At 66.0% G+C, this 21673-nt stretch carries 25 protein-coding genes and 4 pseudogenes; 11 read left to right on the plus strand and 18 right to left on the minus strand.

Translation table 11 applies throughout. From position 1 onward, the window contains the following. Window positions 1–120: 120 nt before the first annotated feature. Both OHA58_RS03885 and OHA58_RS03890 read right to left on the minus strand, forming a co-directional pair. Window positions 121–1397: pseudogene (locus OHA58_RS03885) on the minus strand (IS701 family transposase). Between the two features lie 53 nt (window positions 1398–1450). Next, a pseudogene (locus OHA58_RS03890) lies at window positions 1451–2571 on the minus strand (IS630 family transposase). A 122-nt stretch (window positions 2572–2693) separates the two neighbouring features. On the opposite strand from OHA58_RS03890, the gene OHA58_RS03895 reads away from it, so the two are divergent. Next, complete coding sequence (locus OHA58_RS03895) at window positions 2694–3071, plus strand: nuclear transport factor 2 family protein (protein ID WP_024757633.1); 378 nt, start codon at window positions 2694–2696, stop codon at window positions 3069–3071. Between the two features lie 153 nt (window positions 3072–3224). Here OHA58_RS03895 and OHA58_RS03900 read toward each other — a convergent pair. The 3 genes and pseudogenes from OHA58_RS03900 to OHA58_RS03910 form a co-directional block, all read right to left on the minus strand. Beyond that, window positions 3225–3554: pseudogene (locus OHA58_RS03900) on the minus strand (transposase); the annotation flags it as partial. Between the two features lie 146 nt (window positions 3555–3700). Next, complete coding sequence (locus OHA58_RS03905) at window positions 3701–3841, minus strand: hypothetical protein (protein WP_405476409.1); 141 nt, start codon at window positions 3839–3841, stop codon at window positions 3701–3703. A 189-nt stretch (window positions 3842–4030) separates the two neighbouring features. After that, window positions 4031–4432: a squamosa promoter-binding protein 15 gene (locus tag OHA58_RS03910; protein ID WP_405476412.1), complete on the minus strand. Its 402-nt coding sequence runs from the start codon at window positions 4430–4432 to the stop codon at window positions 4031–4033. Between the two features lie 269 nt (window positions 4433–4701). On the opposite strand from OHA58_RS03910, the gene OHA58_RS03915 reads away from it, so the two are divergent. Next, on the plus strand, window positions 4702–5382 hold the full coding sequence (locus tag OHA58_RS03915; protein WP_405476415.1) for an HAD family hydrolase: 681 nt from the start codon (window positions 4702–4704) through the stop codon (window positions 5380–5382). A gap of 147 nt (window positions 5383–5529) precedes the next feature. Here OHA58_RS03915 and OHA58_RS03920 read toward each other — a convergent pair whose 3' ends face one another. The 5 genes from OHA58_RS03920 to OHA58_RS03940 form a co-directional block, all read right to left on the minus strand. After that, complete coding sequence (locus OHA58_RS03920) at window positions 5530–6063, minus strand: CbrC family protein (RefSeq protein WP_405476417.1); 534 nt, start codon at window positions 6061–6063, stop codon at window positions 5530–5532. Window positions 6064–6149: 86 nt separating this feature from the next. Beyond that, window positions 6150–6275 (minus strand): hypothetical protein, encoded by a 126-nt coding sequence (locus tag OHA58_RS03925; RefSeq protein ID WP_405476419.1) that lies wholly within the window; start codon window positions 6273–6275, stop codon window positions 6150–6152. A gap of 38 nt (window positions 6276–6313) precedes the next feature. Continuing rightward, a complete protein-coding gene (locus tag OHA58_RS03930; protein WP_405476422.1) occupies window positions 6314–6730 on the minus strand; it encodes a hypothetical protein in 417 nt (138 codons plus the stop codon). A gap of 461 nt (window positions 6731–7191) precedes the next feature. Further along, the gene (locus OHA58_RS03935) at window positions 7192–7815 is read right to left on the minus strand and encodes a hypothetical protein (protein WP_405476425.1); all 624 of its coding nucleotides are present in this window, start codon (window positions 7813–7815) and stop codon (window positions 7192–7194) included. A gap of 266 nt (window positions 7816–8081) precedes the next feature. After that, a complete protein-coding gene (locus OHA58_RS03940) occupies window positions 8082–8585 on the minus strand; it encodes a hypothetical protein (RefSeq protein WP_405476428.1) in 504 nt (167 codons plus the stop codon). A gap of 204 nt (window positions 8586–8789) precedes the next feature. Between OHA58_RS03940 and OHA58_RS03945 the strand changes: the two genes are divergently transcribed. After that, the gene (locus OHA58_RS03945; protein WP_405476431.1) at window positions 8790–9785 is read left to right on the plus strand and encodes an IS5 family transposase; all 996 of its coding nucleotides are present in this window, start codon (window positions 8790–8792) and stop codon (window positions 9783–9785) included. Here OHA58_RS03945 and OHA58_RS03950 read toward each other — a convergent pair. Genes OHA58_RS03950 through OHA58_RS03975 form a run of 6 tightly spaced genes read right to left on the minus strand, consistent with a single transcriptional unit; the run spans window position 9737 to window position 13847 of the window. Beyond that, on the minus strand, window positions 9737–10189 hold the full coding sequence (locus OHA58_RS03950; RefSeq protein ID WP_405476434.1) for a creatininase family protein: 453 nt from the start codon (window positions 10187–10189) through the stop codon (window positions 9737–9739). The two genes, OHA58_RS03945 and OHA58_RS03950, sit on opposite strands and share 49 nt — an antisense overlap. Further along, window positions 10186–10989, minus strand: coding sequence for a class I SAM-dependent methyltransferase (locus tag OHA58_RS03955; protein WP_405476436.1), 804 nt, complete (start codon window positions 10987–10989; stop codon window positions 10186–10188). The genes OHA58_RS03950 and OHA58_RS03955 overlap by 4 nt, the downstream gene beginning before the upstream one ends. Next, window positions 10986–11651: an HAD family hydrolase gene (locus OHA58_RS03960; protein WP_405476438.1), complete on the minus strand. Its 666-nt coding sequence runs from the start codon at window positions 11649–11651 to the stop codon at window positions 10986–10988. The genes OHA58_RS03955 and OHA58_RS03960 overlap by 4 nt, the downstream gene beginning before the upstream one ends. Further along, the gene (locus OHA58_RS03965; RefSeq protein WP_405476440.1) at window positions 11648–12094 is read right to left on the minus strand and encodes a hypothetical protein; all 447 of its coding nucleotides are present in this window, start codon (window positions 12092–12094) and stop codon (window positions 11648–11650) included. Before OHA58_RS03965 ends, OHA58_RS03960 begins: the two co-directional genes overlap by 4 nt. Next, window positions 12076–13146 (minus strand): enolase C-terminal domain-like protein, encoded by a 1071-nt coding sequence (locus OHA58_RS03970; protein WP_405476442.1) that lies wholly within the window; start codon window positions 13144–13146, stop codon window positions 12076–12078. Before OHA58_RS03970 ends, OHA58_RS03965 begins: the two co-directional genes overlap by 19 nt. After that, a complete protein-coding gene (locus OHA58_RS03975; RefSeq protein WP_405484744.1) occupies window positions 13143–13847 on the minus strand; it encodes a hypothetical protein in 705 nt (234 codons plus the stop codon). Before OHA58_RS03975 ends, OHA58_RS03970 begins: the two co-directional genes overlap by 4 nt. 145 nt (window positions 13848–13992) lie before the next feature. Here OHA58_RS03975 and OHA58_RS03980 point away from each other — a divergent pair, with 145 nt between their 5' ends. The 7 genes from OHA58_RS03980 to OHA58_RS04010 all read left to right on the plus strand — a co-directional run bounded on the left by OHA58_RS03980 (window position 13993) and on the right by OHA58_RS04010 (window position 18559). Continuing rightward, on the plus strand, window positions 13993–14175 hold the full coding sequence (locus OHA58_RS03980; RefSeq protein ID WP_405476444.1) for a hypothetical protein: 183 nt from the start codon (window positions 13993–13995) through the stop codon (window positions 14173–14175). A 101-nt stretch (window positions 14176–14276) separates the two neighbouring features. Then, window positions 14277–14687 (plus strand): hypothetical protein, encoded by a 411-nt coding sequence (locus OHA58_RS03985; RefSeq protein ID WP_405476447.1) that lies wholly within the window; start codon window positions 14277–14279, stop codon window positions 14685–14687. Window positions 14688–15097: 410 nt separating this feature from the next. Further along, a complete protein-coding gene (locus OHA58_RS03990; protein ID WP_405476448.1) occupies window positions 15098–15844 on the plus strand; it encodes a helix-turn-helix domain-containing protein in 747 nt (248 codons plus the stop codon). After that, window positions 15841–16311 (plus strand): hypothetical protein, encoded by a 471-nt coding sequence (locus tag OHA58_RS03995; RefSeq protein WP_405476450.1) that lies wholly within the window; start codon window positions 15841–15843, stop codon window positions 16309–16311. Before OHA58_RS03990 ends, OHA58_RS03995 begins: the two co-directional genes overlap by 4 nt. Window positions 16312–16824: 513 nt before the next feature. Beyond that, window positions 16825–17145 (plus strand): hypothetical protein, encoded by a 321-nt coding sequence (locus OHA58_RS04000; protein WP_405476451.1) that lies wholly within the window; start codon window positions 16825–16827, stop codon window positions 17143–17145. Next, a complete protein-coding gene (locus tag OHA58_RS04005; RefSeq protein ID WP_405476453.1) occupies window positions 17114–17734 on the plus strand; it encodes a pentapeptide repeat-containing protein in 621 nt (206 codons plus the stop codon). The genes OHA58_RS04000 and OHA58_RS04005 overlap by 32 nt, the downstream gene beginning before the upstream one ends. A 57-nt stretch (window positions 17735–17791) precedes the next feature. After that, complete coding sequence (locus OHA58_RS04010; protein ID WP_405476455.1) at window positions 17792–18559, plus strand: transposase; 768 nt, start codon at window positions 17792–17794, stop codon at window positions 18557–18559. An 87-nt stretch (window positions 18560–18646) separates the two neighbouring features. On the opposite strand, the pseudogene OHA58_RS04015 reads toward OHA58_RS04010, so the two are convergent. Then, a pseudogene (locus tag OHA58_RS04015) lies at window positions 18647–19561 on the minus strand (IS982 family transposase). Between the two features lie 1369 nt (window positions 19562–20930). Then, the gene (locus tag OHA58_RS04020) at window positions 20931–21266 is read right to left on the minus strand and encodes a DUF6233 domain-containing protein (RefSeq protein WP_405476457.1); all 336 of its coding nucleotides are present in this window, start codon (window positions 21264–21266) and stop codon (window positions 20931–20933) included. A 265-nt stretch (window positions 21267–21531) separates the two neighbouring features. On the opposite strand from OHA58_RS04020, the gene OHA58_RS04025 reads away from it, so the two are divergent. Further along, on the plus strand, window positions 21532–21660 hold the full coding sequence (locus OHA58_RS04025; protein ID WP_405476459.1) for a hypothetical protein: 129 nt from the start codon (window positions 21532–21534) through the stop codon (window positions 21658–21660). The last annotated feature ends 13 nt before the right edge of the window (window positions 21661–21673 follow it).

A 21673-nucleotide genomic window follows, 5' to 3' on the forward strand; every position in this document is an offset into this window, starting at 1 on the left:
CCGATCAGGTCACGGAGCTAGTAGGACTCCGTTAAGTTGCTGTGGTTCTTGGGTTCTGGCTGGTGGTGGATGTTCTGGGCAGGGGGCGGTGGCAGGTGGTGCAGGTGCCGGTCCAGCAGTTCAGCAGCTCTTGGATGGTGTCGAGGATCTGGTAGAGGGTGAGTCCGCTGTATCGGCTTTTGGGGCCAGTCGCTGTTCGGTGAGGAACGCGTGGGCGGCGGTGACCAGGGTGACGTGGTGATGCCACCCGGTCCAGGATCGTCCCTCGAAGTGGTCCAGGCCGAGGCCGTGCTTGAGTTCCCGGTAGTCGTGCTCGATGCGCCAGCGGATCTTGGCCAGGCGGACCAGTTCGGCCAGCGGGGTGTCGGCGGGCAGGCTGGACAGCCAGTAGTCGGTGGGTTCTTCGGCGCCTTCGGGCCACTCGGCCAGCAGCGTCACTTCGGGCAGGACACTGGCCCAGTGGCCGTGTTCGGCGGTGGCGGCTGCCTGGGCCAGACGGCGTGCCTTGACCCCGGCCGGCCGCACCCGCAGTGCCAGAAAGCGCGAGCGCATCGGCCCGCGGGAGCCTTCACGCCAGGTCACCTCGGTGAACGCCTGCGGGCCATGGCCAGCGGTCAAAGCGGCCACGGAGGACGGTTTATCGCGGTAGCGGGACTGCGGCTTGCGGCCGTTCCCGGACCACGCCGGGGCGGTGGGCTGTGCGTCGTGCGGGTGGACAGTCACGTCCGAACGGACCGCCACGACATATGTGATGCCCCGCTTGCTCAGGCCGTCGCGGAAGTCGGCGTTCTGCCCGTAGCCGGCGTCGGCCACCACCACCGGCGGCACCAGCCCCACCCGGCCAGCTCATCAAGGGTGTCCAGGGCCAGGCGCCACTTCTCCTGGTGCCCGACCTCTGGCGGTATCCCGGTCTTCTGCCGCCGTCCGGCGTCGTGCGCCCACTCCTGGGGCACGAATAATCGCCACTGCAGCGGACAGGACGCGATGTCGGAGACCGCGTGCACGCTCACCGCGACCTGGCAGTTGGCCTGCTTGCCCAAAGCCCCGCAGTACTGAGGGGCGACCGCCACCGACATCTTCCCGTCCTTGGGGAACGACACATCATCGACCGCCCAGGCATCCGGGCCGATCTGCGGCACCATCCGCTCCGCGATCCGCCGCCGCACCGGCACCGGATCCCAGGTCGACTGGTTCACGAACTGCTGCAGGTTCTGCTCGTTGCCATCCGGCAGCCGCTCCGCCATCGGCTGGATCGACTTACGCCGCCCGTCCAGCATCAGTCCCCGCAGATAGCAGTCACCCTTCGCCCGCTGATCCTTGCGCGGCACCGACGCGAACACGTCAGCCACGAATAACGCCAACTTCGCCCGAGCACGGTTCACTTCATGCGTGTCCATACCCTCCAACATGCCCCCGAATAGGACGGCGAGACAGACCTAACGGAGCCCTACTAGTGTCCTGCGCCGGAGATCCGTCGGCAGAAGCGGGCGAGTGAGTCGAGGATCTCTTCGGCTGTCTTGGTCCAGGTGAACGGGGTCGGGTTCTCGTTCCACTGCTTGACCCAGGCGCGGATGTCGGCCTCCAGGGAACGCACACTCTTGTGTGCGCCGCGACGGATCTTCTGGTCGGCGAGGAAGCCGAACCACCGTTCCACCTGGTTGATCCACGAGGAACCCGTGGGCGTGAAGTGCAGCTGGAACCGCGGGTGTTTGGCGAGCCATGCCTTGATGGCCGGGGTCTTGTGGGTGCCGTAGTTATCGCAGATCAAGTGGACCTGCAGATGCTCAGGGACCTCATTTTCGATTTTGATGAGGAACTTCTTGAACTCCGCCGCCCGGTGTCGGCGGTGCAGGGAGGTGATGACTTCGCCGGTCGCGACGTCGAAGGCCGCGAACAAGGTGGTCAGACCGTTGCGGACGTAGTCATGTGTGCGGCGCTCGGGCATGCCCGGCATCATCGGCAACACCGGCTGAGAGCGGTCCAGGGCCTGGATCTGGGACTTCTCGTCCACCGACAACACCACCGCACCTTCGGCGGGTTGAAATACAGCCCCACCACGTCGTAGACCTTCTCCACGAACAACGGGTCCGCCGACAGCTTGAAGGTGTCGGTCAGATGCGGCTTGAGCTGGAACTTTCGCCAGATCCGGCCCACGGTCGACTTCGACAGGCCACTACGGTCGGCCATCGATGAACGCGACCAGTGAGTGGCGTTCTTCGGGATCTCCTCCAGCGTGCTGACCACGACTGCTTCCACCTGCTCAACACTGATGGTGGGTGGCCGGCCCGGCCGGGGCTCGTCCACCAGCCCGTCCAGCCGGCCGGCCAGAAACCGGCGACGCCACTTGCGGACCGTGTCCGCCGCGATCCGTAACTCCCGCGCCACCACAACAATCGGTGGAACATCAGCGCCGGCACACGCCAGCACAATGCGGGCCCGCAAGGCCACTGCCTGCGCAGATGACGCCCGCCGGGCCCAACGTTCCAACACCACACGCTCATCAGCGGACAGCAACAACGGTTCCAACTTCGGGCCCCGACGTGGCACCGGCACATCTGAAGAAGCAGTCATACACAAACTAACGACGGATCTCCGGCGCAGGACACTAGTGCTGTGACCGGGATGGTTCACCGTGGTCAGGAGACGGCTCAGGGGACGAGCGCGGTCCGCGAGGCGAGTGGTATTACTGGTGCATGCAGGAAGAGACCGCGCGGTCCGCGATCGACACGTTCATCTCCGCGTTCAACGCCTCGGACGACAGCTATGTGACTGCGCTGCTCTCCCAGGCCCTAACCTCGGACGTGGTCTTCTGGGGACCGTTGGGCCGCAGTGAGGGGATCGAGGCGGTCGAGCGGTTCGTGCTGGACATCCGGCGCCACCCCGCGGGGACCGGCACGATGGTGCGCTGTTCGGCGGTAGACATGCCGGACGAGTGGGCCCGGTACCAGTGGGTCTTCACGACGCCGGATGGAGGCCCCCGCCTGGCGGGAACGGACGTCGTCCATCTGCGGCGGAGCCTCATCGACCAGGTCATCGTCTTCGCGGGGGAGATCGAGCCGTCCGCCTCCTGAGTCATTCTCCTCTGGCGCCGTCCTTCTCCTGAACCGGCCCCGTTCGGGGCTCCGGGTCTGCCCAGCCGAGATCATCTTCACAACGCTTCGGTCGTCCGCGCTTGGCCACGAGCGGACCGATGATGCGCTGTGCCTGTGTAAGTTCGCGGTTGGTCAGGCTGCAGTGTTGAGGGGGCGTCCGCCCCAACGGATGCCCTTCTCGCTTCGGATGCGGGCGCGTTCCTTGCGTTCGGCGGCCAGGACGTCGCGGTGGCGGGCGTTGGCGTTGCGCCAGCGTAGATAGGCGTGCAGGGCTCATGTCTGCACGGTGTGGTTGGGGTGGTTGGAGTTGGCGATGGTGAACTGCCTCAGCGGTCCGAAGTGGGCCTCGATGGGGTTGGCCCAAGAGGCGTAGGTCGGGGTGAAGCACAGCTCGACCTTGTGCTTTGTAGCCCAGCGGCGGATGTCGGTGCCTTTATGGGCGGACAGGTTGTCCAGGATCACGTCTCCGTCGGCATCGTGTGACGTGCCTCACGCACGCCTGTGCGGCCTACGCCGCGGCACGTGCTGGAGTTCCGCCCTCGACTTCCCTGCTTCACGTCACGGGACGCCGGAGCGCCCGCTAGCGTCCGGGTCGGCGGAGCGGGGGCTCAGGCGGTCGGGCTCGGGGGCAAGGTGCCCTGGCGGGCGATCAGGCCGGAGGCGGTCACCGCCGCAGTGCGGCGTACGAGGTCGGTGAAGTCGATGCGCATGGCGGCCAGTTGCGGGTCGGCGGCGTAGGCGGCCTGCACGGTTCAGGAAAGCGAGACTGCCTACACATCGCCGGGACAGGACACAAATCCACCAACTATCGATCAACGTCTCAAGTGTGACAGAGCACGACAGTTCGCGATTCATCATCCAGAGATGGCACATCCACGGCCTGGTGGTGCATGTCGGCCTGCGAGCGTGGAGCATCACACTCTGCGGGTCAGCTCTCGTCAACGTTCCCTGTAGAAGTCGACGTCTTCCTCCGAGGGCGCGAGTGGTGCGTACTGCGCCAGGCTGCCTTCTCTGATCATCCAAAGGCGGAAGAACGACTCCTCCTGATCCATGACCAGGAGCTGCACCGCATTGGGCTCCTGCCACGGAGCAGCTGCAACGCGACTCCGGAGAGCGGCCAGATCGGCGTGGTTGAGGGCGCCAGCCCAGACCGCACACTCAGGACGCTTCGCGCCTCCCCACAGCGCGGCCGGGCCAGTGATGAGGCGAAGCGACCCCACTCCTACCGCCCCTGGTTGCTCGCGTCGCGGTGCTTCATCACGCAGCCAGTAGCTCAGCGCTTCGACGGTCGCCGCGTCCGCATGGTCCGCCGAGATCATCACGTTGGCCACCCAGCTCACAGGCTCTTCTCCCTCGTACCTCGCTCTGCGGTTCCGGCATTCGCCTCCGCGCCGCTCACCGCTGGACACGGGGACTCGCAAGGTATCCCGCTCCTGTCCTGTCTCAGATGAGTCTGGGCAGGGCGCTCCCCTGACCTGCGGTACCCAGACTTGGCTAAGACGGATACCTGCATGACGTCTCAAGTGAGTGCAGGCAACCCAACCTGCCGCATATGCCAGTGGGCGCCGTTTCGGCGACCAGCGAGGCGTCCGGTCACCAGACTGGGCACGTGACGACACGACCATCCTCCCCTGAAGATCTCCGTGCTGTTCTCTTCGACTCAGGCGGCGTGCTGATGCAGCCGATCGGCGGCCGCTGGAACCCCCGCGCCGACTTCGAGCAGACCGTCCTCTCCCACGCCCCCTCGATCACGCCGGACCAGTTCGCCGCGGCCATCGTCACGGGCGACCAATTCTTCGCCGCCTCGTCCTCGACACCCGACTATGACGACTACCACCGGGTGATGCTTCGTGACCTCGGCGTGGAACCAACCTTGCAGATCCTTGCCGACCTGCGCCGTGAGGTCCCGCCGGCCACGGTCCTGGAGACGTACCCGGAGGTCGTGGGAACTCTGGAAGAGCTGAGCCGGCGGGGCGTGCGGATGGCGGTGGTCTCGGACGCCTGGCCCGATCTGCCCGCCCTCCACACCGGACTTGGGATCGGCAAGTTCTTCGAGGCGTACACGATCTCCGCCGAACTCGGCTGCGACAAACCGGACCCGCGCATGTACCACCACGCCAGCACCGCGCTCAAACTCGCCCCCGCACAATGCCTCTTCGTCGACGACGATCCGAGCCTGGTCGCCGCCGCGATCCCACTCGGATATGCAGGACGTGCGATCTGTCGCAACTCGACGACCTCGGATGTACCTTCCATCGCGTCCCCGACGGAACTACTGGACCTCTTCTAACACGCTCCATACGGCCTTTTGGCGCTCTGCTGGACGGCAGCCACGGTGCTGTCCAGCAGAGCGTCGGTCAACCGTCGAGGGCCAGCAGTGCGGATCCCTTGAAGGGATCGTCGGTTCCATCTCGCTGGATGCCAGCTGGGCGGTGGGTTATGAGGCGTCGGCGTAGGCGAGGTGAGTGCCGCAGATAGTGCAGCGGAAGAGCATGGCAGTGGCCCCCTCACCGAGGTGGGTCAGGAACTGCTCCAGTTGAGCCGCGTCGTGCCAGCCGTCCATACGCAGGTCTTGCCTGAGCTGGTCGAGGGCCTCGGGGTGGGCCGCTAGTTCGCTGTATCCGACCTCACTGATGAAGGCGGCCGCGTCGTGGCAGTGAACGAGCCAGCGCGGATCCTGCCAGGCATGGAAGCCGGGAGTGCGGCGGGTGACCGCGTGCAGGATCTCCTCGCTGACGCCTTCAAGTCCGTAGGAATCGGTGAATTCGCCGGCGAACCGTTCAGCCGCGCTACCGTCTGAGATGCACCAGGGGCACAAGGGTCCGTTGACCTCTTGGGCGGTGTAGAAGGTCGCGGTGTAGATCCACCCCATGTTGCGGTTGCAGCACACGCATGTCTCGGTGCTCTCGCGGAAGGACCCGCTGGCGAGCGGATCGGGGTGGTAACGGAAGGCGGGCAGGTCGGCGCTCACCAGCTCAGTCTGTCCGCAAGGCAGCCCCGTGATCAAGCGACGAGAATACATACCTGCCGGTCGGACGCCGGACGGAGACGGTGGTGCTACCGGGCGGCGTGGTAGCACCAGCAGGAGTCGCCGTTGTCGATCAATGTGCGGAGTTTGAAGACGGCCTCGGCTCCGCTCAGTCCCCAGCGGGCGTCGGTGATGTCGAGGCGGTTTCCGATCATTATCCGACCTTGCCTGAACGGTCGTCAGGCCTGCGATGTCACTGTTCGCGGTGGAGTTCGTGGTAGGTGCGGAAGTCGAAGAAGCGTAGGCCGCCGATCACGGTGCCGGACTCGATTTCCTGCAGCGTCCAGGGGTGGGCGGAGTAGTCGTCAAACGCAACTCCACCGTGCACGAGTACCAGCGCGACCAGTTGGTGAATCTCCGTGGTGCCGTCGATGCGCCCGGAGATGTCGATCTGCACTGCCCAGCCGGGGTGGTGTCCGACAGCCCCTTCGAGGACTGCAACCTCGTCGGGATCCCAGTCGGAGAAGAGGTGCCCGGATTCATCATCGACGATGTCGATGTAGAGGTTGCCGTCCAGGGGCCACGGATCACGCTGCTGTGGCAGACGCTGATCGAGCGAGGCAACGGTCTGCGCTCGCTCTCCTGCAGGGAAGACAAACACACTGCGCATGGGGTGGAGCGTAGGCGGTGCAGGCTCGCGGTGGCCACGGATATCCAGGGCAGGTGCGGGTCCATCGACGTGGTGATGCGGACGACGACGTCAGCGAAGGCAGGCAGGCCAAGGTCGACGGCCGCAGTGCGCCGACGGTTGTCGAGTTGGGCGAGTTTGGCCTTTGCGGCGGCCTCAGTTGCCGGGGGATCTATTGAGACTGCCCGGACTTATGCGAGACAGGACAGCGGGCTAACTAGCGTGCTCAAGGGCCAACTATCTCGCTCAGTCACAGTTGTGACTGAGCGAGATAGTTGGCCCGTTCGGCCATGTAGAACGCTCCGTGCAGGCCCACAGCGTCAGTGGAACCACACGACGAGCCGCACGTTAGACGCGCCGTGTAGGTCACTCAGCGTGCGCATCACGCTCCAACGACTGCCGCCGAAGGAACCTGGGCGCTGCACTGCATATCGTCTGCGTGATCAGCTGCGGCCGGAACCAAGTTTGCTGTCGATGTCTGGGATCCAGAAGCAGATCTCCAGAGTCTTCAGGCGGTCGAAGTGCTGCACAAGGCGTCCTTCTCGGACTGCGGCGATGCAACTGGCGAGTAGCACGCCTGCGCACCCTCCTGCCAGCACACGATTGGAGCTCACGATGACTTCAATCACGGCTACGAGCAGCGCGAACGCCAACGCAAGGGCTGAGTTTCGTAGCATCAGCGCGAGGCCTCGCAGCCGAGTGATCTCGCTCGCTACTTCCTTGTCGTGGAGCTCCACCGCGGCCAACAGCAGAGATATGTCGGTGTGCACGAAAGCTCGGCTTTGAGCCTCGGGCACCCTGGCCAAGAACTCCAGCCGAGCGCGCTCGACGTTTCGATTCCAGCGCGGTGCCACCTTGTCCAGGAGAGCGCTCAGAGGGTAGGCGAGATGCCCCAGCAGGTAACTGGCAACAGCACACGCGACCACCTGTACCGCTGACGGTGCCGTGGTGAGATCTCCGAGATCAACTATGTTCCAGCGGGCGAGTATGTAGGTGATCAACGACAGGTGCAGTGCGCCGGGTATCCCGTAGGTGAACAGGTCGAAGATGCCTACAGCCAAGGTCACGATGCTCCTCGATGGATCGCCGAGGAACGCAACTCTATTGAGTAGCTGGCAGGCGTGGTTCTCATCAGCGAAAGCCTCCCTGCCACCCCTTGGACCGGCAAGCGCCGGGCTAGTGCCCTGGCCTCCTAGGGCCTGTCTCGAGTTCAGATCACGCGTGGTCGGAGGCTCCGTAGTCCGCTGAGGGCTTCCTGACCGGACCAGGAGCCGGCGGATGTCTTGTCCCACCTGGCCGCCGCACCCTTGCTTCTTACGGTCGGCGACCCCCGTCAGCCCTCTGCGCCACTGCGGGGGCGCAGGGCCACGTGATAGTTCTCCCCGCCGTAGAGGGACTCGTAGTGGATCTCCAGGCACAGGCGCCGAGTTATCAGGTCTACGAACTCTGCATGAGCCTGTGGCTCGTACGAGTCCACGCTCAGCAAGAACTCCTCATAGCCGGTGGCGATGGTCTCCGTCTCACTGAACGTCACAACATTGGGCCGTACGGCGAGGCCGTCACGTACCCTGTTCGGGCCGACCCTGTTCCACGCGCCGATCACTTCGCCGTCGAGTGTCAGGGTTGTGCTGACGATGACCGCCGGGCCGAGACCGGTGTTGGTGAGCCTGATCCCTCCCTTGGCCCCCCGGGGGTCCCTCCCTCGGTGCAACTGAAGTAGGGGCCGCACCGAGTGGCGGTTGTGCTGCCGTGCCGCGCGTGCCTCGTAGAACGAGACGGCGAGCGATGCAACGGCGATCACGACGGCACACACCGCGACGACCGTCTCCGCGTCCATTTCGGTCCGACCTCCTCCTCCGACTCACCCCGCTTGGAATGCCCGAAGAAGAAACAACACATGCACGCTGGCGCCAGAGAACTGGGTGGTCCGGCCAATTCGACGAATGATGCGCCTTGGCGGGCGGCTGGGGGCTGTTTCGGTTGTGATCAAGACGTGGGGGTGCATTCTTCAGGGTCGCTCGCCATCTGGCAGAAGACCAGGGTGGAATGTGCGGAACTCACCGATGGCGATTGGGAGTTGATCAGGACGTTTCTGCCCGTCGGCAGGTTCGGCCCGTACCCCGAGCGACTGAGGCAGCAGTTCGAGGGGGTAATCTGGCGGTTTCGCACGGGCAGCCAGTGGCGGGATGTGCCGCCCCTATTCGGGGCATGGCAGACCGTCTACAACCGCTTCGCCCAGTGGCGTGACGCGGGTGTCTTCGAAGGGCTGCTGGACGCGGCGATCACCGAGGCGGCCCGGCGCGGGCAGGCGGATCTGTCCCTGGTCAGCGTGGACTCCACGGTGGTCCGTGCCCACCACGATGCGGCGGGCACGCGAGTCAGGGATGAGGTCCTGGCGTCCCTGGAGAGGGCGGCCGGGAAGACAAAAAGAGGGCGGCGGAGGGGACGAAAGGCGCAGGCCCCAGCCAAGACGGACCAGGCCGACGTGCGGCAGCAAGAGCGGCGGCGCGTGCGGCGCAGACGCCGGTCCCGGCTGAAGGCCGCCCGGCTGGGGCGCTCGCGCGGCGGGCTGACCAGCAAGGTCCACCTCGCGGCGGACCGGCGCTGCCGCCCGCTGGCCTTCGAGCTGACCGAGGGCCAGGCCGCCGACAGCCCCCGCTTCATCCCGGTCCTGGACAAGGTCAAGGTCCGTGGGCCCGTCGGCCGCCCGCGCACGCGGCCCGGCGCGGTCGCCGGCGATATGGCGTACTCCTCCCGTGCCAACCGCACCTACCTGCGCAAGCGGAAGATCAAGGCGGTGATCCCGGAGAAGGCGGACCAGGCCGCCAACCGCAAGAGGAAAGGGCATCGGGGCGGGCGGCCCGTCTTCCACGACGCTCAGCTCTACCGGGAGCGGAACACGGTGGAACGCTGCATCAACAAGATCAAGACGTGGCGGGGGCTCGCCACTCGCTACGACAAGACGCCCGAAAGCTATCTTGCGGGACTTCACCTCCGCGGGGCGGCGACCTGGCTCCGCAGCCTCCGCCCCGCATGATCACAACTCAAGACAGGCCCTAGGACACCCTTGTTGCCGCCATGGCCATTCACGATGAGCACCGTTCGTGCCGGCGTGGCGCGGACGTACTCCGCCACCAGGGCTTCGATCAAGCTGACGTAGAGCGGGATGGTCAAGGTGATCGTGCCGGGCGACCAGGCGTGCTCCGGGGATAGCCCGTAGGGCACGGCCGGCACGACCCACAGGTCGTGCCGACCCGCGACGTGCGTGGCCAGGCGGGCGGCGAAGCGCTCGGCGATGACCGTGTCGGTGTTGAGCGGCAGATGTGGGCCGTGCTGTTCCAGGGATCCGACCGGCAGGCAGATGATCGACTGCTCACTCAGATCCTCAGCGACCTGCGGGGCGGTCAGCCTTCCGTACGACCGCCCGCCCCTCGCCGTCACCCGGCATCGCGACCACGCCGTCCGAGGCGGATGAGGAATTCGTTGTCCTCGGGGAAGGTGTCGTCGTCGCTGAAGTCGGCCAGTCGGCCCTTCACCGCGACCTCGAACTCCTTCAGCCGGTCGCCGAAGAGATGAGGAGCGGCGAAGGAGGTGGAGTAGAGGTAGCCGAGGATGCTGTCGGCGTTCCAGGTGCGTTCCACTGGTACGCGGACTTCCTCGACCTCGTTGAAGGGCGACTCCTCCATGATCTCGCTGTAGGGGCGGTTGTGGTGCTGGAAGGTCCCGGATCCGGCGCGTCGCTCTTCGCCGAGGAAGCTCTTGACGACGTCCCTGACCGCTTCCTTCCAGTCGCTGCCCGCTGCCCAGAAGCTGTTGTCTCCGAAGATCGCGACCACGCCGTCCGGTGCGACCTGACGGTCCAGGAGGTTCAGCACGCTGGCCTGGTCGAGCCAGTGGAACGCCCGGCAGATGGTGACGAGTTCAGCCTGCCAGTCAGCAGGCGGGGTGAAGTCCTCGGCCGTGCTCTCCACCAGCGAGAGGTGGGAGGCCGCGGCAAGCTTCGGCCGCAGTGCCGACTCGGCGGCGGCGAGCATGTCGGCGTCGTTGTCGATGGCGATGATGTCGTCGAAGCGCCCCAGTAGGGCCTCGGCCACCAGCCCGGTTCCGGTGCCGACGTCCAGGAGCCGGCGGCCTCCGCCGGGTCGTGCCGGTGCGGCCCGGTCGAGGACCTCGGCCACATCGTCGGGGATGCCGGGGCGGAACTGGCGGTAATAGGTGGCGGTTCCGGTGAAGAGGCTCATTCGAGGTTCCCTGCTGCGAGGTGAGTGATGTGCGCGGCGGCCGCCGCCAGGTCGGTGGCGACGAGCACGCCATGGTTTACGACCAAGGAAGGGTCGGGGACTTGGCGTCCGCGGGATATCCAGACTGCCCTGATGCCTGATTCGACAGCTCCGACGATGTCGCAGGCCCAGTCATCCCCGACGTGGATCACGCGATCGGGCCGCACACCGAAATGGTCGACAGCGGCCTGGAACGCCCGAGGGTCAGGCTTCGTATGCCCAATGCGGCAGGAGGGGAAGAAGTCGCTCACCCAGGGAGAGAGCAGGCCGCGCAGCCCCTCGGTGTCGGCGTCGACGCACGTGACGTTGGACAGGGTGACCACGGTGGCCACAGCGCTGATGCGGCGCAGAGCCTCCACCGTCCCGGGAAACAGACGGAACGGGGCCGGAGATAGATCACGCGGAAAGGCAGCAGCCGGCACCTCCAATGCCTCACAGACCTCGACCACCACGGTCTCCGTGAGCGCCGCTTGGGTGTGCAGGCCGGTCCGCATGACCTCGCGGGCGCGAGCAGGGGGCAGAGGGGAAGCCTCCGCAAGCCGCATGGCAAGACCGGGCCCGTCAGCGGTACCGAGCGTTCCGCCGACATCGACAGTGACCAGGAGCGAGGGGGCCAGCGTCATTGTGAGCTCCTCGTAGCGATGGGTAGGGCGGAGACGATGGCCGCGACACGGGCCTGCCGGATCGCGGTGGTCGTGGATTCGGACAGGAAGGTCAGGACGTAGCGCAGTTCCGCCTCATCCAGCGTTTCCAGGGACCGCCCCTCGCGTACCGCCGTCTCCTGCAGGTCCGGTGGAACAGTTCGCGGACGCAGCCCATGGGGCAAGTCGAGGCTCCCCTGCCACAGTGTTCCCACTGGCGGAAGACCGGACTGGTCCGCCGGACGCAGCACCGTGACGTCATCGAGGGTCAGGATCCGTACCGGGACCGAGGCCTCTCCGAGCTCCAGACTTCCCTTGAGGAAGGTGTCGTGTCCGTCGAGCCGCCTGGAGAGCACCAGCATCGGCCCGTCCGCACCTTGGGCGACCGTGCCATGGACGGAGACGTTCATCGAAGTACCGGACATGCTGTGCTCCTTGGGATCGTGCCGAGCCCTGGGACATCCGGCAGGCGGATGCGTCCGTGCTCGGGTTGGAGGGGAATGTCGTAGAGGCGTTGGCGTCGTGGCTCCCACTGGAGGCGGTACTCGACGGCCGGTACGGCGTCGGGGAAGGCTGCCGCGAGGTGGAGACCGGGAACGAGCGAGCGGCCGTGCGGGTATATCGGGATGGCCTGGGACTGGGCTACGCCGAGGATCTGCACCGCGCGGGTCAGTCCGCCGCAGGCGACGACATCGAGGGTCAGGGCGCTGGGCTGGACGTACTGGATGAGCCCGACGGGATCCTCGTCGCAGCGCGCCCGCTCGCCGACAGCCAAGGGCAACCGAGTGGCTGCGAGGAGTTCATAGGTGTCCAGGTCGTGGCGCGGCAGCGGGTCCTCCAGCCAGAGCAGGCCGGCAGTGTCCACGTTCCGCGCGAGGGCCATGGCCACGGATGGCGTCCAGGTGCCGACAGCGTCGACAGCGAGGGCGGTGCCGAGGGCTTGGGCGGATCGCTCCACGGCCCGTGCCATGCGCATCGCCGCCTCACCGGAGGAGTCACCTGGCGCCCGGCGCAGCCCCCACTTGGTGAAGTGCCAGCCGTCCGCTGCGATCCTGCGCAGCATGCCCACGTCGTCGATGCTGGAAAGGTCTTGGGCAAGCCACGAGGCGTAGGCGGCCACGGAAGACTGCGGAATGGATGTCGCCAGGAGTCCGGCGACGGAGCGGTCAGCGAGACGTCCGTGGAGGTCCCAGGCCACGCAGTCGACTGCGCCGACGGCCCACGAGGCACTGTCGGATGGGTCCGTGCGGGCCGCCGTGCGCAGCTGGTCCAGCAGTCCGTCGTGATCGGTCGTGTCAGCACCCGGCACGGCGGACGTCAGAGTGCCCCTCACATAAGCGCCGATGCGCTCGCTGACCGGGCCGTAGCTGCCGACTGCTCCGGCGCTGTGGACCTTGATGAAGACCGCGTCGTCGCCTGGGGCGACGCCCTCGTGGACTTCGGTGATCTCCAGGTGCTCGATGGTGGGCAGGGTCATCGGACGACCTCGCGTGACCCCAGCAACAGGCTGGCGGCCCGCTCCACACCTGCTCGGTCCATGCTGAGGGCGTGGGCGAGGAACCGCTGGGGCAGGGGGCCGGGCGGTTCCTGCCAGCCGATGATGTCCACGGGCCGCCGGAGTCGGCTGGCCAGAAGGCCCCAGACCGCTGCGGGGTGGCCCAGGGTGAGGACGAGGACGGGGGCGTGGGTGCCGAGGTAGTGGTCGATCTCACCGGCGCTGAGGCCGCGTCCCCACACCTGAGGGGATCCGAGCACGGTCAGGTCGAGCAGGTTGACCACGCGGATGCGGCATCCATGATGCTCACGGACATGGTCCACCGCATCTGCCGCGACAGCGGCCGGGATATCTCCTGCGGTGACGATCGTGAGGTCAGGGTCGCCGTCGTCGCTCAGGTGCGGCCAGATGGCGAGACCGCGTTCGTGTTCCTCCTCGATCGTTGCCGTGGGGTGAGCGGTACGCGTGTGCTTGCCCGCCACGACGAGGTTGACCTTGCCGACGGAGTCGAACGCTCCATCCAGGGCGGCTGCGGTCCTGGTCGGGTCGGCCGGTGTCAGCACGCGCACCGCGGGAACTTGCAGGCCAAGGAGCGTGGTGGCCAGGGACGGGTCGCCGTGACTGTGGACGTTGTGCCAACCGTAGGACGTCAAGAGCAGGTTGAGGCTGGGCAGGCTGGTCAGTGCTTACGCACTGCTACCTCAGCCACAGTCCTACCTCTGCTCCCATCCCGTCCGCCGTCGACCCACACACCGTGGAGCGGGCGTGGTTCATGGCGTCCAGGTGGAGCGCGCCACTGTACGAACATGGCCGACGAGGGGTAGCAGCGTGATCCACGACCTCATCACCACCGCACAACTCGTCCTCTACGCCGCACTCGCATGGTCCGCCGTCGCCGGGATCCTCGTCGCCTCCGTCGCCGTCGCCCTCGCCGGAGCCGTCACCGGACTGTGGGTCCGCATCAGCCGCCGCACCGAGCAGCCCGTGACCGAGTACGAGGAAGTCGCGTGATCACCGGCTCTCGGCGTCGTACTCACCTCGTTCATCTCCGCGTTCCTGCTCGGCCTCGGCCGGGCAGGGCGCGCCCTCAACGCCCTCAGGAGGAACCCGAAATGACCCCGCACCTCCGCACCGCCCGCGGCTGCTCCCTCGGCACCGCGGCGCTCACCGCCGGCGCCGTCTACCTCGGCACCACCATGAGCCCGTGGGCCGCCGTGCCCGGCCTGTACGTCGCCGCGTTCCTCGGCTGGTGCGCCCGCCGCTCGTACGCCGCGCACCGCCGCACCCTCGTCCGCCACGAGCAGGCCCGCCTTGCCGCGCTCGGCGAGGAGCTCCTCCTCGGCATGCCGTGCTGCCGTCTCCCCGAGCACTCCGCCAGCCGTGCGCACGGCACCAACTGCCTGCGCCCGCCCGACTTCGCGGACGAGCTCGCCGCCGCGTGCTGCGCCGAAGGGTTCGTGTCCCGCGGCGCCCACCACGAGTCGGCCTGCCGCATCAACTCGCCCAGGAGCAGCGCCGCATGAGCCACCCCATCCCGCTGGACGCAATGGTCAGTGACCAGCTCGACATTGTACGACCGCTTGGCACGTACCGAGCCGCCTTCCGTACCCTCCCTCTGAGCCGATGCGTTGCGAGTCATTGCATCAACGAGGACCGCAGGGTGATCGGCCCGGCAGACTCGCTGGCATGCAACAACGAGCCACCCTCGTCCGACTGAGAAGCACTATGGGGCGCGCCCGAGCCAACCACGGCCTGGAGATCGCAGCGCCCTCTTCCCGAATGCCGTCCCCGACATCGCGCCACAACCTCAACGAGCGCCAGTAGATGGGGAGTTGGTGGGTGGTATGATTGCGCGCTATCGTCACGACCGGGACCCATCACGCGCGAACGATGAGTCGCGCCGGACCGCTGCGGAAACCCGAGGTAGGGGACGATGGTGTCGAATTCACAGGAGCTTCCGGCGCTACGGCAATTCGCCGAATCGCTGACGGCATTCCTGATGACAAACGGCGTGCCGCTGGCGGAACTCGCGACGCAGACGCGCATGACTAAAAGCGAGCTGTATCGCTACATGAGGGGCGAACGCCTGCCCCCACAGTCAGCACTAGAACCGCTCCTCCTCGCGGCCGGAGCTCTACACGCGCTGGATGAACTTGAAGATCTCCACCGCGCAGCAGCTCAAGAACTGCAGAGACAGAATTCCGAAGCACCTGATCCACTACACGAAGCACACGCCGCCGCGCTACAGCGAGTACAAGAGCTCGAACAGGAACTGGATCGCCTAAAGTCCGAACAATCCAAGCAGAAGCCCATCAGCGTGGATTCTCGTACCACACTTGGGCACACCGGGGATACCGAAATCAATCTCGGCTTCGACCTCAGCCCACGGTGGCTTAGAAAACTGCTTACCCTGCGGGTCGGATCGCGCCGCCGTTCGCACCAATACCAAACAGCACCCCACACCTCGATTGCGAAAAACGTAACGGCTCACCCAGAGCCCAGCCCCACGATCTCCGTACCCAACCTGATCGAACTTGGCGATCAGGCTGACGCAGCCATTGCCGCCCAAAACATGTCCACAGGACTGGACCGACTCTTCCGCCTCCTGGGGCCTCCGCCAGAAGGGTCCACGGGCGAGATGGAACCAGAGCTTCACGGAGGCGGGGGAACTCAGCGATGACCAGCAATCAGCAGCCTCGACAGCTCAATAGCCTTGACATCGCCATGCAGTGGGCAGCACTTCCCCCGGAACACCTGAAGGCAGCTCTTGCGGCACTAGAACCTGAACTGGCGCGCCTACACGAACTGAGCCTCTTGAGAGCCCGCTTGGAGTTCAAGGAGGCGCAGGACCGCCGCACACACAACCTCTACCTCGGCGGCCTGATCGCGGGATTCATCGTCGTCGTGGCCATGCTCTCCGGTGCCGTCATCGTAGGAATCAATGACATGCCCTGGCTCGCGGCCATGCTCGCAGGACCAAGTGTCCTGTCGCTCGCCGGATTGTTCGTGCTTCGACGAGTCGATTCGGCTTCAGCACGGGAAACAGGGCGGGCCCACCGGGAAGCACTGGCAGCTTCCCAGCCGCCCACAGCGCCAGCACCAGCACCAGCAGACCCTGCGGCTGGTCAAGGTGGCGCCGTCGTGTAAGCCTTACCGACACACAGCCCCCAACTTGTCGAGGCCCGCGAGCAGGTAACGGCTCGCCCGTTACCTGTGCAGTCGGGACCGCGTCACCGCCCCATGAACCTCGATGACGACGCCACGACCGAAGACCCGCCGGGCCGCGCTGCTCTCCCTCGACGAGGCATAGGAGCGCTCAGACGATCTTCCCCGCATCGAGGACGATGAGCAGCCCGCCGAGCGCCACGCGGATTTCAGTGTCACGGAGTAATCAACCCTGCCACGTGCCCGCCTCCGCGGCGGCAGGCTTCGCCTCGTGCTCTTCCTCTTCAACCGCCGTCACCAGCCACAAGGTCGACACGACACACCCCCAACCTGCGATCCATCTGGCTCGTCGCTCCACTCGCCCTCATCGTTGTCGGCGCCCTCGCCTACGGTCTCTACCAAGGCGCGGACGCGCTACTCACTGCCGAGAACAGCACGAAGAAGCCGGTCGACGTCCAGGACGTCATCAAGACCACGGTCACGGTCATCACACTCATGGCTGCTGTGCTCGCCGGCGTGTACGCGTACCGCAAGCAACTTCTCGCCGAAGGCGACTCGCACCGCGCGGATGCGAGCCAGCTCTCCGAGCGTTACTCGACAGCAGCCGAGCAGCTCGGCCATGAGCAGGCTGCGGTCCGCCTTGCAGGCGCGTACGCCATGGCTCGCCTCGCCGATGACTGGCCTGAGCAGCGCCAGGTGTGCGTCGACGTGCTGTGCGCCTACCTGCGCATGCCCTACGAGGCAGACCCCCCATCATCAGGAATTCAAGTCAGGCGAGCAGCAGGTGCGGCATTCCGTCATCCGGCTGATCCGTGATCACCTCGTTGATCCGAAGTCGACGACGACATGGTGCGGGCTCGACCTTGACTTCAGCGGGGCTATATTCGATCAAGAAGCGTTTGTCCAGGCGCAGTTCACCGGCGGCGTGGTCTCGTTCTATGGCGCGCAGTTTTCGGATGGCGTGTCCTTCTATGGTGCCCGGTTCACTGGCGGAGGGGTATTCTTCGTCAAGGCACAGTTCACCGGCGGCGAGGTCGAATTTCATAACGCACGGTTTTCCGGTGGCGAGGTGTCCTTCCTCAACGCAGAGTTCAGCGGCAGCACCGTATCTTTCAGTGGCGCGGAGTTCATGGGGAGTATGGTCGTCTTCAACTGCGCGCAGTTCACCGGCGGCGAGGCTCACTTCCGCAACGTGCGACTCTCCAGCGGCGTGGTCTCGTTCGAAGACGTAGAGTTCAGCGGTCTCGCGATTTCCTTCAACGACGCGCAGTTCGCTGGAGGCGAGCTCCTTCTCGACTGTCTGATGGACCCCAGCGCGACGGTCTCGTTCGAGAACGTTTCGGTCCATGCTTCGGCGAATATCCACTGGGGCACTCTCCCCGCAATCCCGCCCAACATGCCCTGACTTGGGTCTCCTAAGGGTTGTCCCGTAACTGCTGGTCACAGGTGAGATGATCTTGGTGTGGCTGGTGTGATCACGGCGTCGGAGCCGTCCTGGATAGGCCCGTTCACCGGGCTGAGCCCGCGCTGCTTCGGGAAGTTGGTGGCTGCGCTGCGCCGCGAGGGCGCGGACGCGGTGCGGCGGGGCCGGCCGTGGGGTCTGCCGCTGGAAGACCGCGTGTTGCTGGTCGCGGCGTACTGGCGCACGAACTTGACGATGCGCCAGATAGCCCCGCTGTTCGGCGTCTCCAAGTCGGCGGCCGACCGCATCATCGACCAGCTCGGCCCGCTCCTCGCCCTGCAGCCCAGGAAGCGTTTCGCGAAAGACACCGTGCTCATCGTGGACGGCACCCTGGTCCCCACCCGAGACCACAGCATCGCCGAACAGTCCAAGAACTACCGCTACTCCACCAATCACCAGGTCGTCATCGACGCCGACACCCGCCTGGTCGTCGTGGTCGGCGAGTCCCTTCCCGGCAACCGCAACGACTGCAGGGCGTGGGAGGAATCCGGAGCCAAAGCCGCCGTCGGCAAGACCATGACGATCGCCGACGGCGGCTACCCGGGCACCGGACTCGTGATGCCCCACCGGCGCCGCAAGGGCGAGGAACTGCCCGAGTGGAAGGAAAGGCACAACAAGTCACACAAGCAGGTACGGGCCCGCGTCGAGCACGTCTTCGCGCGCATGAAGTGCTGGAAGATCCTCCGCGACTGCCGGCTCAAGGGCGACGGCGTCCACCACGCCATGCTCGGCATCGCACGCCTGCACAACCTCAACCTCACCGGATAGGCAAGGCCGCCGACGACCGAGCCGCCATGCCCTCATCGACCCGGTGATCATTTACGGGACAACCCTTAGATGATCGATTCCAAGGGGTCAGCGGTCGTAGGCGGTAAGTGAGCGCAGGACGGGTTCGTTGGTGTGGTCGTTGTGCCAGATCGCGGCGGTCAACGCGAGGATCCGCTGCATGACGCGGGCGATCACCCCGCCCGGTGTGCGGCCTCGGTGCTGTTCGAGGTTGAGCTAGCCCTTGAAGGTCTCGTTGACCGACTCGACAACCTGCCGCAACGGCTTGAACAGTAGGGCGCCGGGCCGTTCCGACTCGCCCTTGCGGGCCGGCCGCAGCAGCCGGATGTCCTGCTCGATCAACTGGTGCTCGAAGTCGCGGCCGAAGTAGTTCTTGTCACCGATCAGCGTCTGTCCAGGCCGGGCGGCGGTCAGGCCCGGTTCGGCGGCGAGCAGGTCCAGCAGGGTCTCGCGTTCGTCGACCTTGGCCCCAGTCAGGGCGAAGGCGATCGGCAGACCCTGCAGGGTGCACACCAGGTGCAGGCGCAGGCCCCAGAAGAAGCGGCTGTGGCTGGCGCAGTACCCGTACTCGGCCCATCCGGCCAGGTCGGAGCGTTTGACGGTCTCACGTGAGCGGCCGCACTCCACCGGCGTGGAATCCACGATCCACACATCGTCGCTCCAGACGGAGGTGTCGGTGGCCAGCACCCGGGTTACCCGCCGCAGCAGCGCTGCAGCCTTGCGTAGACGCTTGTTGTATCCGGGCTGCTTGGGCAGGTAGGGGAAGAGATGCCGCAGGTGGGAGCGGGCGTGACGAAGCCACTTGGCCTCGGAGGTGAAGCCCAGCATGGCCTGCATCATCGCGAGCGTGACCAGCTCGGCATCGGTCAGCTGCGGAGCGATCCCGACCCTGGGACGCCAGGGCGCCAGCTGCCGTGATGCCTTCAGCAGATCGTCGGTCTTCACATAGAGTGCGGTCGCGAGGGTGTCCAACTCTGCCTTCACACACTGACGTTGGACGCCCTCGCCCCATGCGGGCAGCCGATCCCTTAAAAATCGATCAAGGTCCCGAGCTGGCGGAAATGCCTGGATTGATCGTGTCGAAGTAGACCGTGTCCGTGCCTGGATCGAGATAGAACGCGCCGGAATACCTCCCACCCGTCATCCCACGGTCGAAGGAATCGCTCCGAACCCACCGTGCGCCCTTGGGCACGAACTCAGCAAGTTCCTCTGGGATTGGGGTTGGTTTCTCGGACTGAAAGCCCCGCTGGGGTGCACCCGTGATTGCGGCGACGGCTCCTGCTCTCAACTGGACAGTTCCCACCATACGAACATCGGTCGGGCCCGGAACGGACACCCTCGAATCGGTGCCCAGTGCGGTGCCGAGCCAGTGCGCCCCCGACACCGGGCCGAGCGCAGCAAACCGACGTTCCAGAGGCTCCACGTCGGTCCGGACCCTGGCGCCATCTGCGCTCTCCGCAGTCGACGTACACGCCGCCAGCACCGTCACCGCGCTGAATGCGAGCATCCCCCGACGTCCAAGACCCGCCATCCCACCTCCCCGGAGCTCCCGCACCCCCACACCTGATCGAAGCCGTCGACTCGCCGCTCTCATCCCTTGGAATTGATCATCTAGCCGACTCTCCCAACGATCGAGGACGGCGAGCAGTCGGCCGAGTGCCACCTCACCTCCCGCCCCTGAACCTAACCCTCGACGTGCAGCCGACGCACAAGCCCGAAGTCCCGGTCGGTGATCGATTCGGCCACACGCTCACCTCCTGCCGGGGCATGGAAATGCCTCCCCCAAGAGGGGGAGTTACGGGCGCGACCAGCATTCGGTCATGAAAAAGCGACGGTGAGGCCTTGATCGAGGGATTCCAATCTCCCCTATATCGGACACTGCGAGATGTGCAATTTATCCTGAATAATTCGGATATCGCCGCCCGATTTGAATCGTATGCGTAGTTGCAGCCGGATCGTTAGGCTCAAGTTCTGCTCAGATGCCGTGACGCGGCTCAGGTGGCCGGTGAACAGTGAAACCAGGTTGTCGGCCGACACCTATCCCACTCTCACCCCTCTATCTAGTGGAGGAACCGTGTCCGAGCAGGCGTCATGCGTGTCGGCCAACTGGGCCCATGCATATTCCGGTTGGAGCCGCCGGCGAGTAGTGCTAGTCATCATCATTCTCGCCATCACCCTCGCGCCATGGCTGAACGGGCAGGCTTTCGCGGTCGTCGTAGCGATCCTTGGAAGTTCGATGCCGACGGCTCTCTTGGCCGATCAGCCCGCGATCGTCCGCTAGTCGCGCGGGCAGGGTGCCCCCTCACACGAAAATTGTGAGGGAGCACCCTCAAGCACACGGACGCGACGACAGCTAGTCCAGCACGCCGAGCACAGTGTCCGGCCGGCAGTGCGGGCAGGCGTCGACGCCTTCGGCGAGCGCCCGGCGCGCCTGATCCTTGGCGACGCCGCGGGAGCGCTTGCCTGCCATGTGGCAGCCGCCGACATGGACGCACACGGGGTCCCGACCGCCGAGACCCATCTCGATGAGCCAGTCCGGGGCCAGCGGTCGAGCCTGCTCTCCGCGGCGGTGCTCCACCTCGCGGCGTTCTTCGATGGCGATCCACCGGTCGATCTGCTCGACCTGCTGCACGGCGATGCGGCGGGCGAAGCGCAGCATGTCGAGGCGCGAGGTCGAGCTACCGTTCATACGTTCGATACTACGTCGGCAGTCGCCGCACTCATCGCAGGGCAAGAGGTACCCGTGAACGTCACTGACCTGCTACTACGGCTCGCCTTGGACCCGGGGCAGACCTGAAGCCAGCCCCGTCCCGTGCAGCGAACGCACAGGACGCCGCCGAACGCCTCGGCCCGGAGCCCCTCCCCTGCGCAGCCTGCGGCACCCCGGCCCGCTCGACCCGATCATCGACAACCCCGACCACGGGTGGCGCTGGCTCGACCTATGCCGGGAGTGCATGCTCGCCACCGTCGACCGCCGCCGCCCGACCGTGCCGCTCGCCGCCACGCTCGAGGTACTGCGCGAAGCCGCCGAGGAGGCCGACGTCACTGTGCGGGTCCTCGTCGACCCGCCGCAGGGCGCGTGACAGAGTGCAGGTC

It is taken from the genome of Streptomyces sp. NBC_00009, from assembly GCF_045040855.1.
Classification (GTDB): domain Bacteria; phylum Actinomycetota; class Actinomycetes; order Streptomycetales; family Streptomycetaceae; genus Streptomyces; species Streptomyces aureus.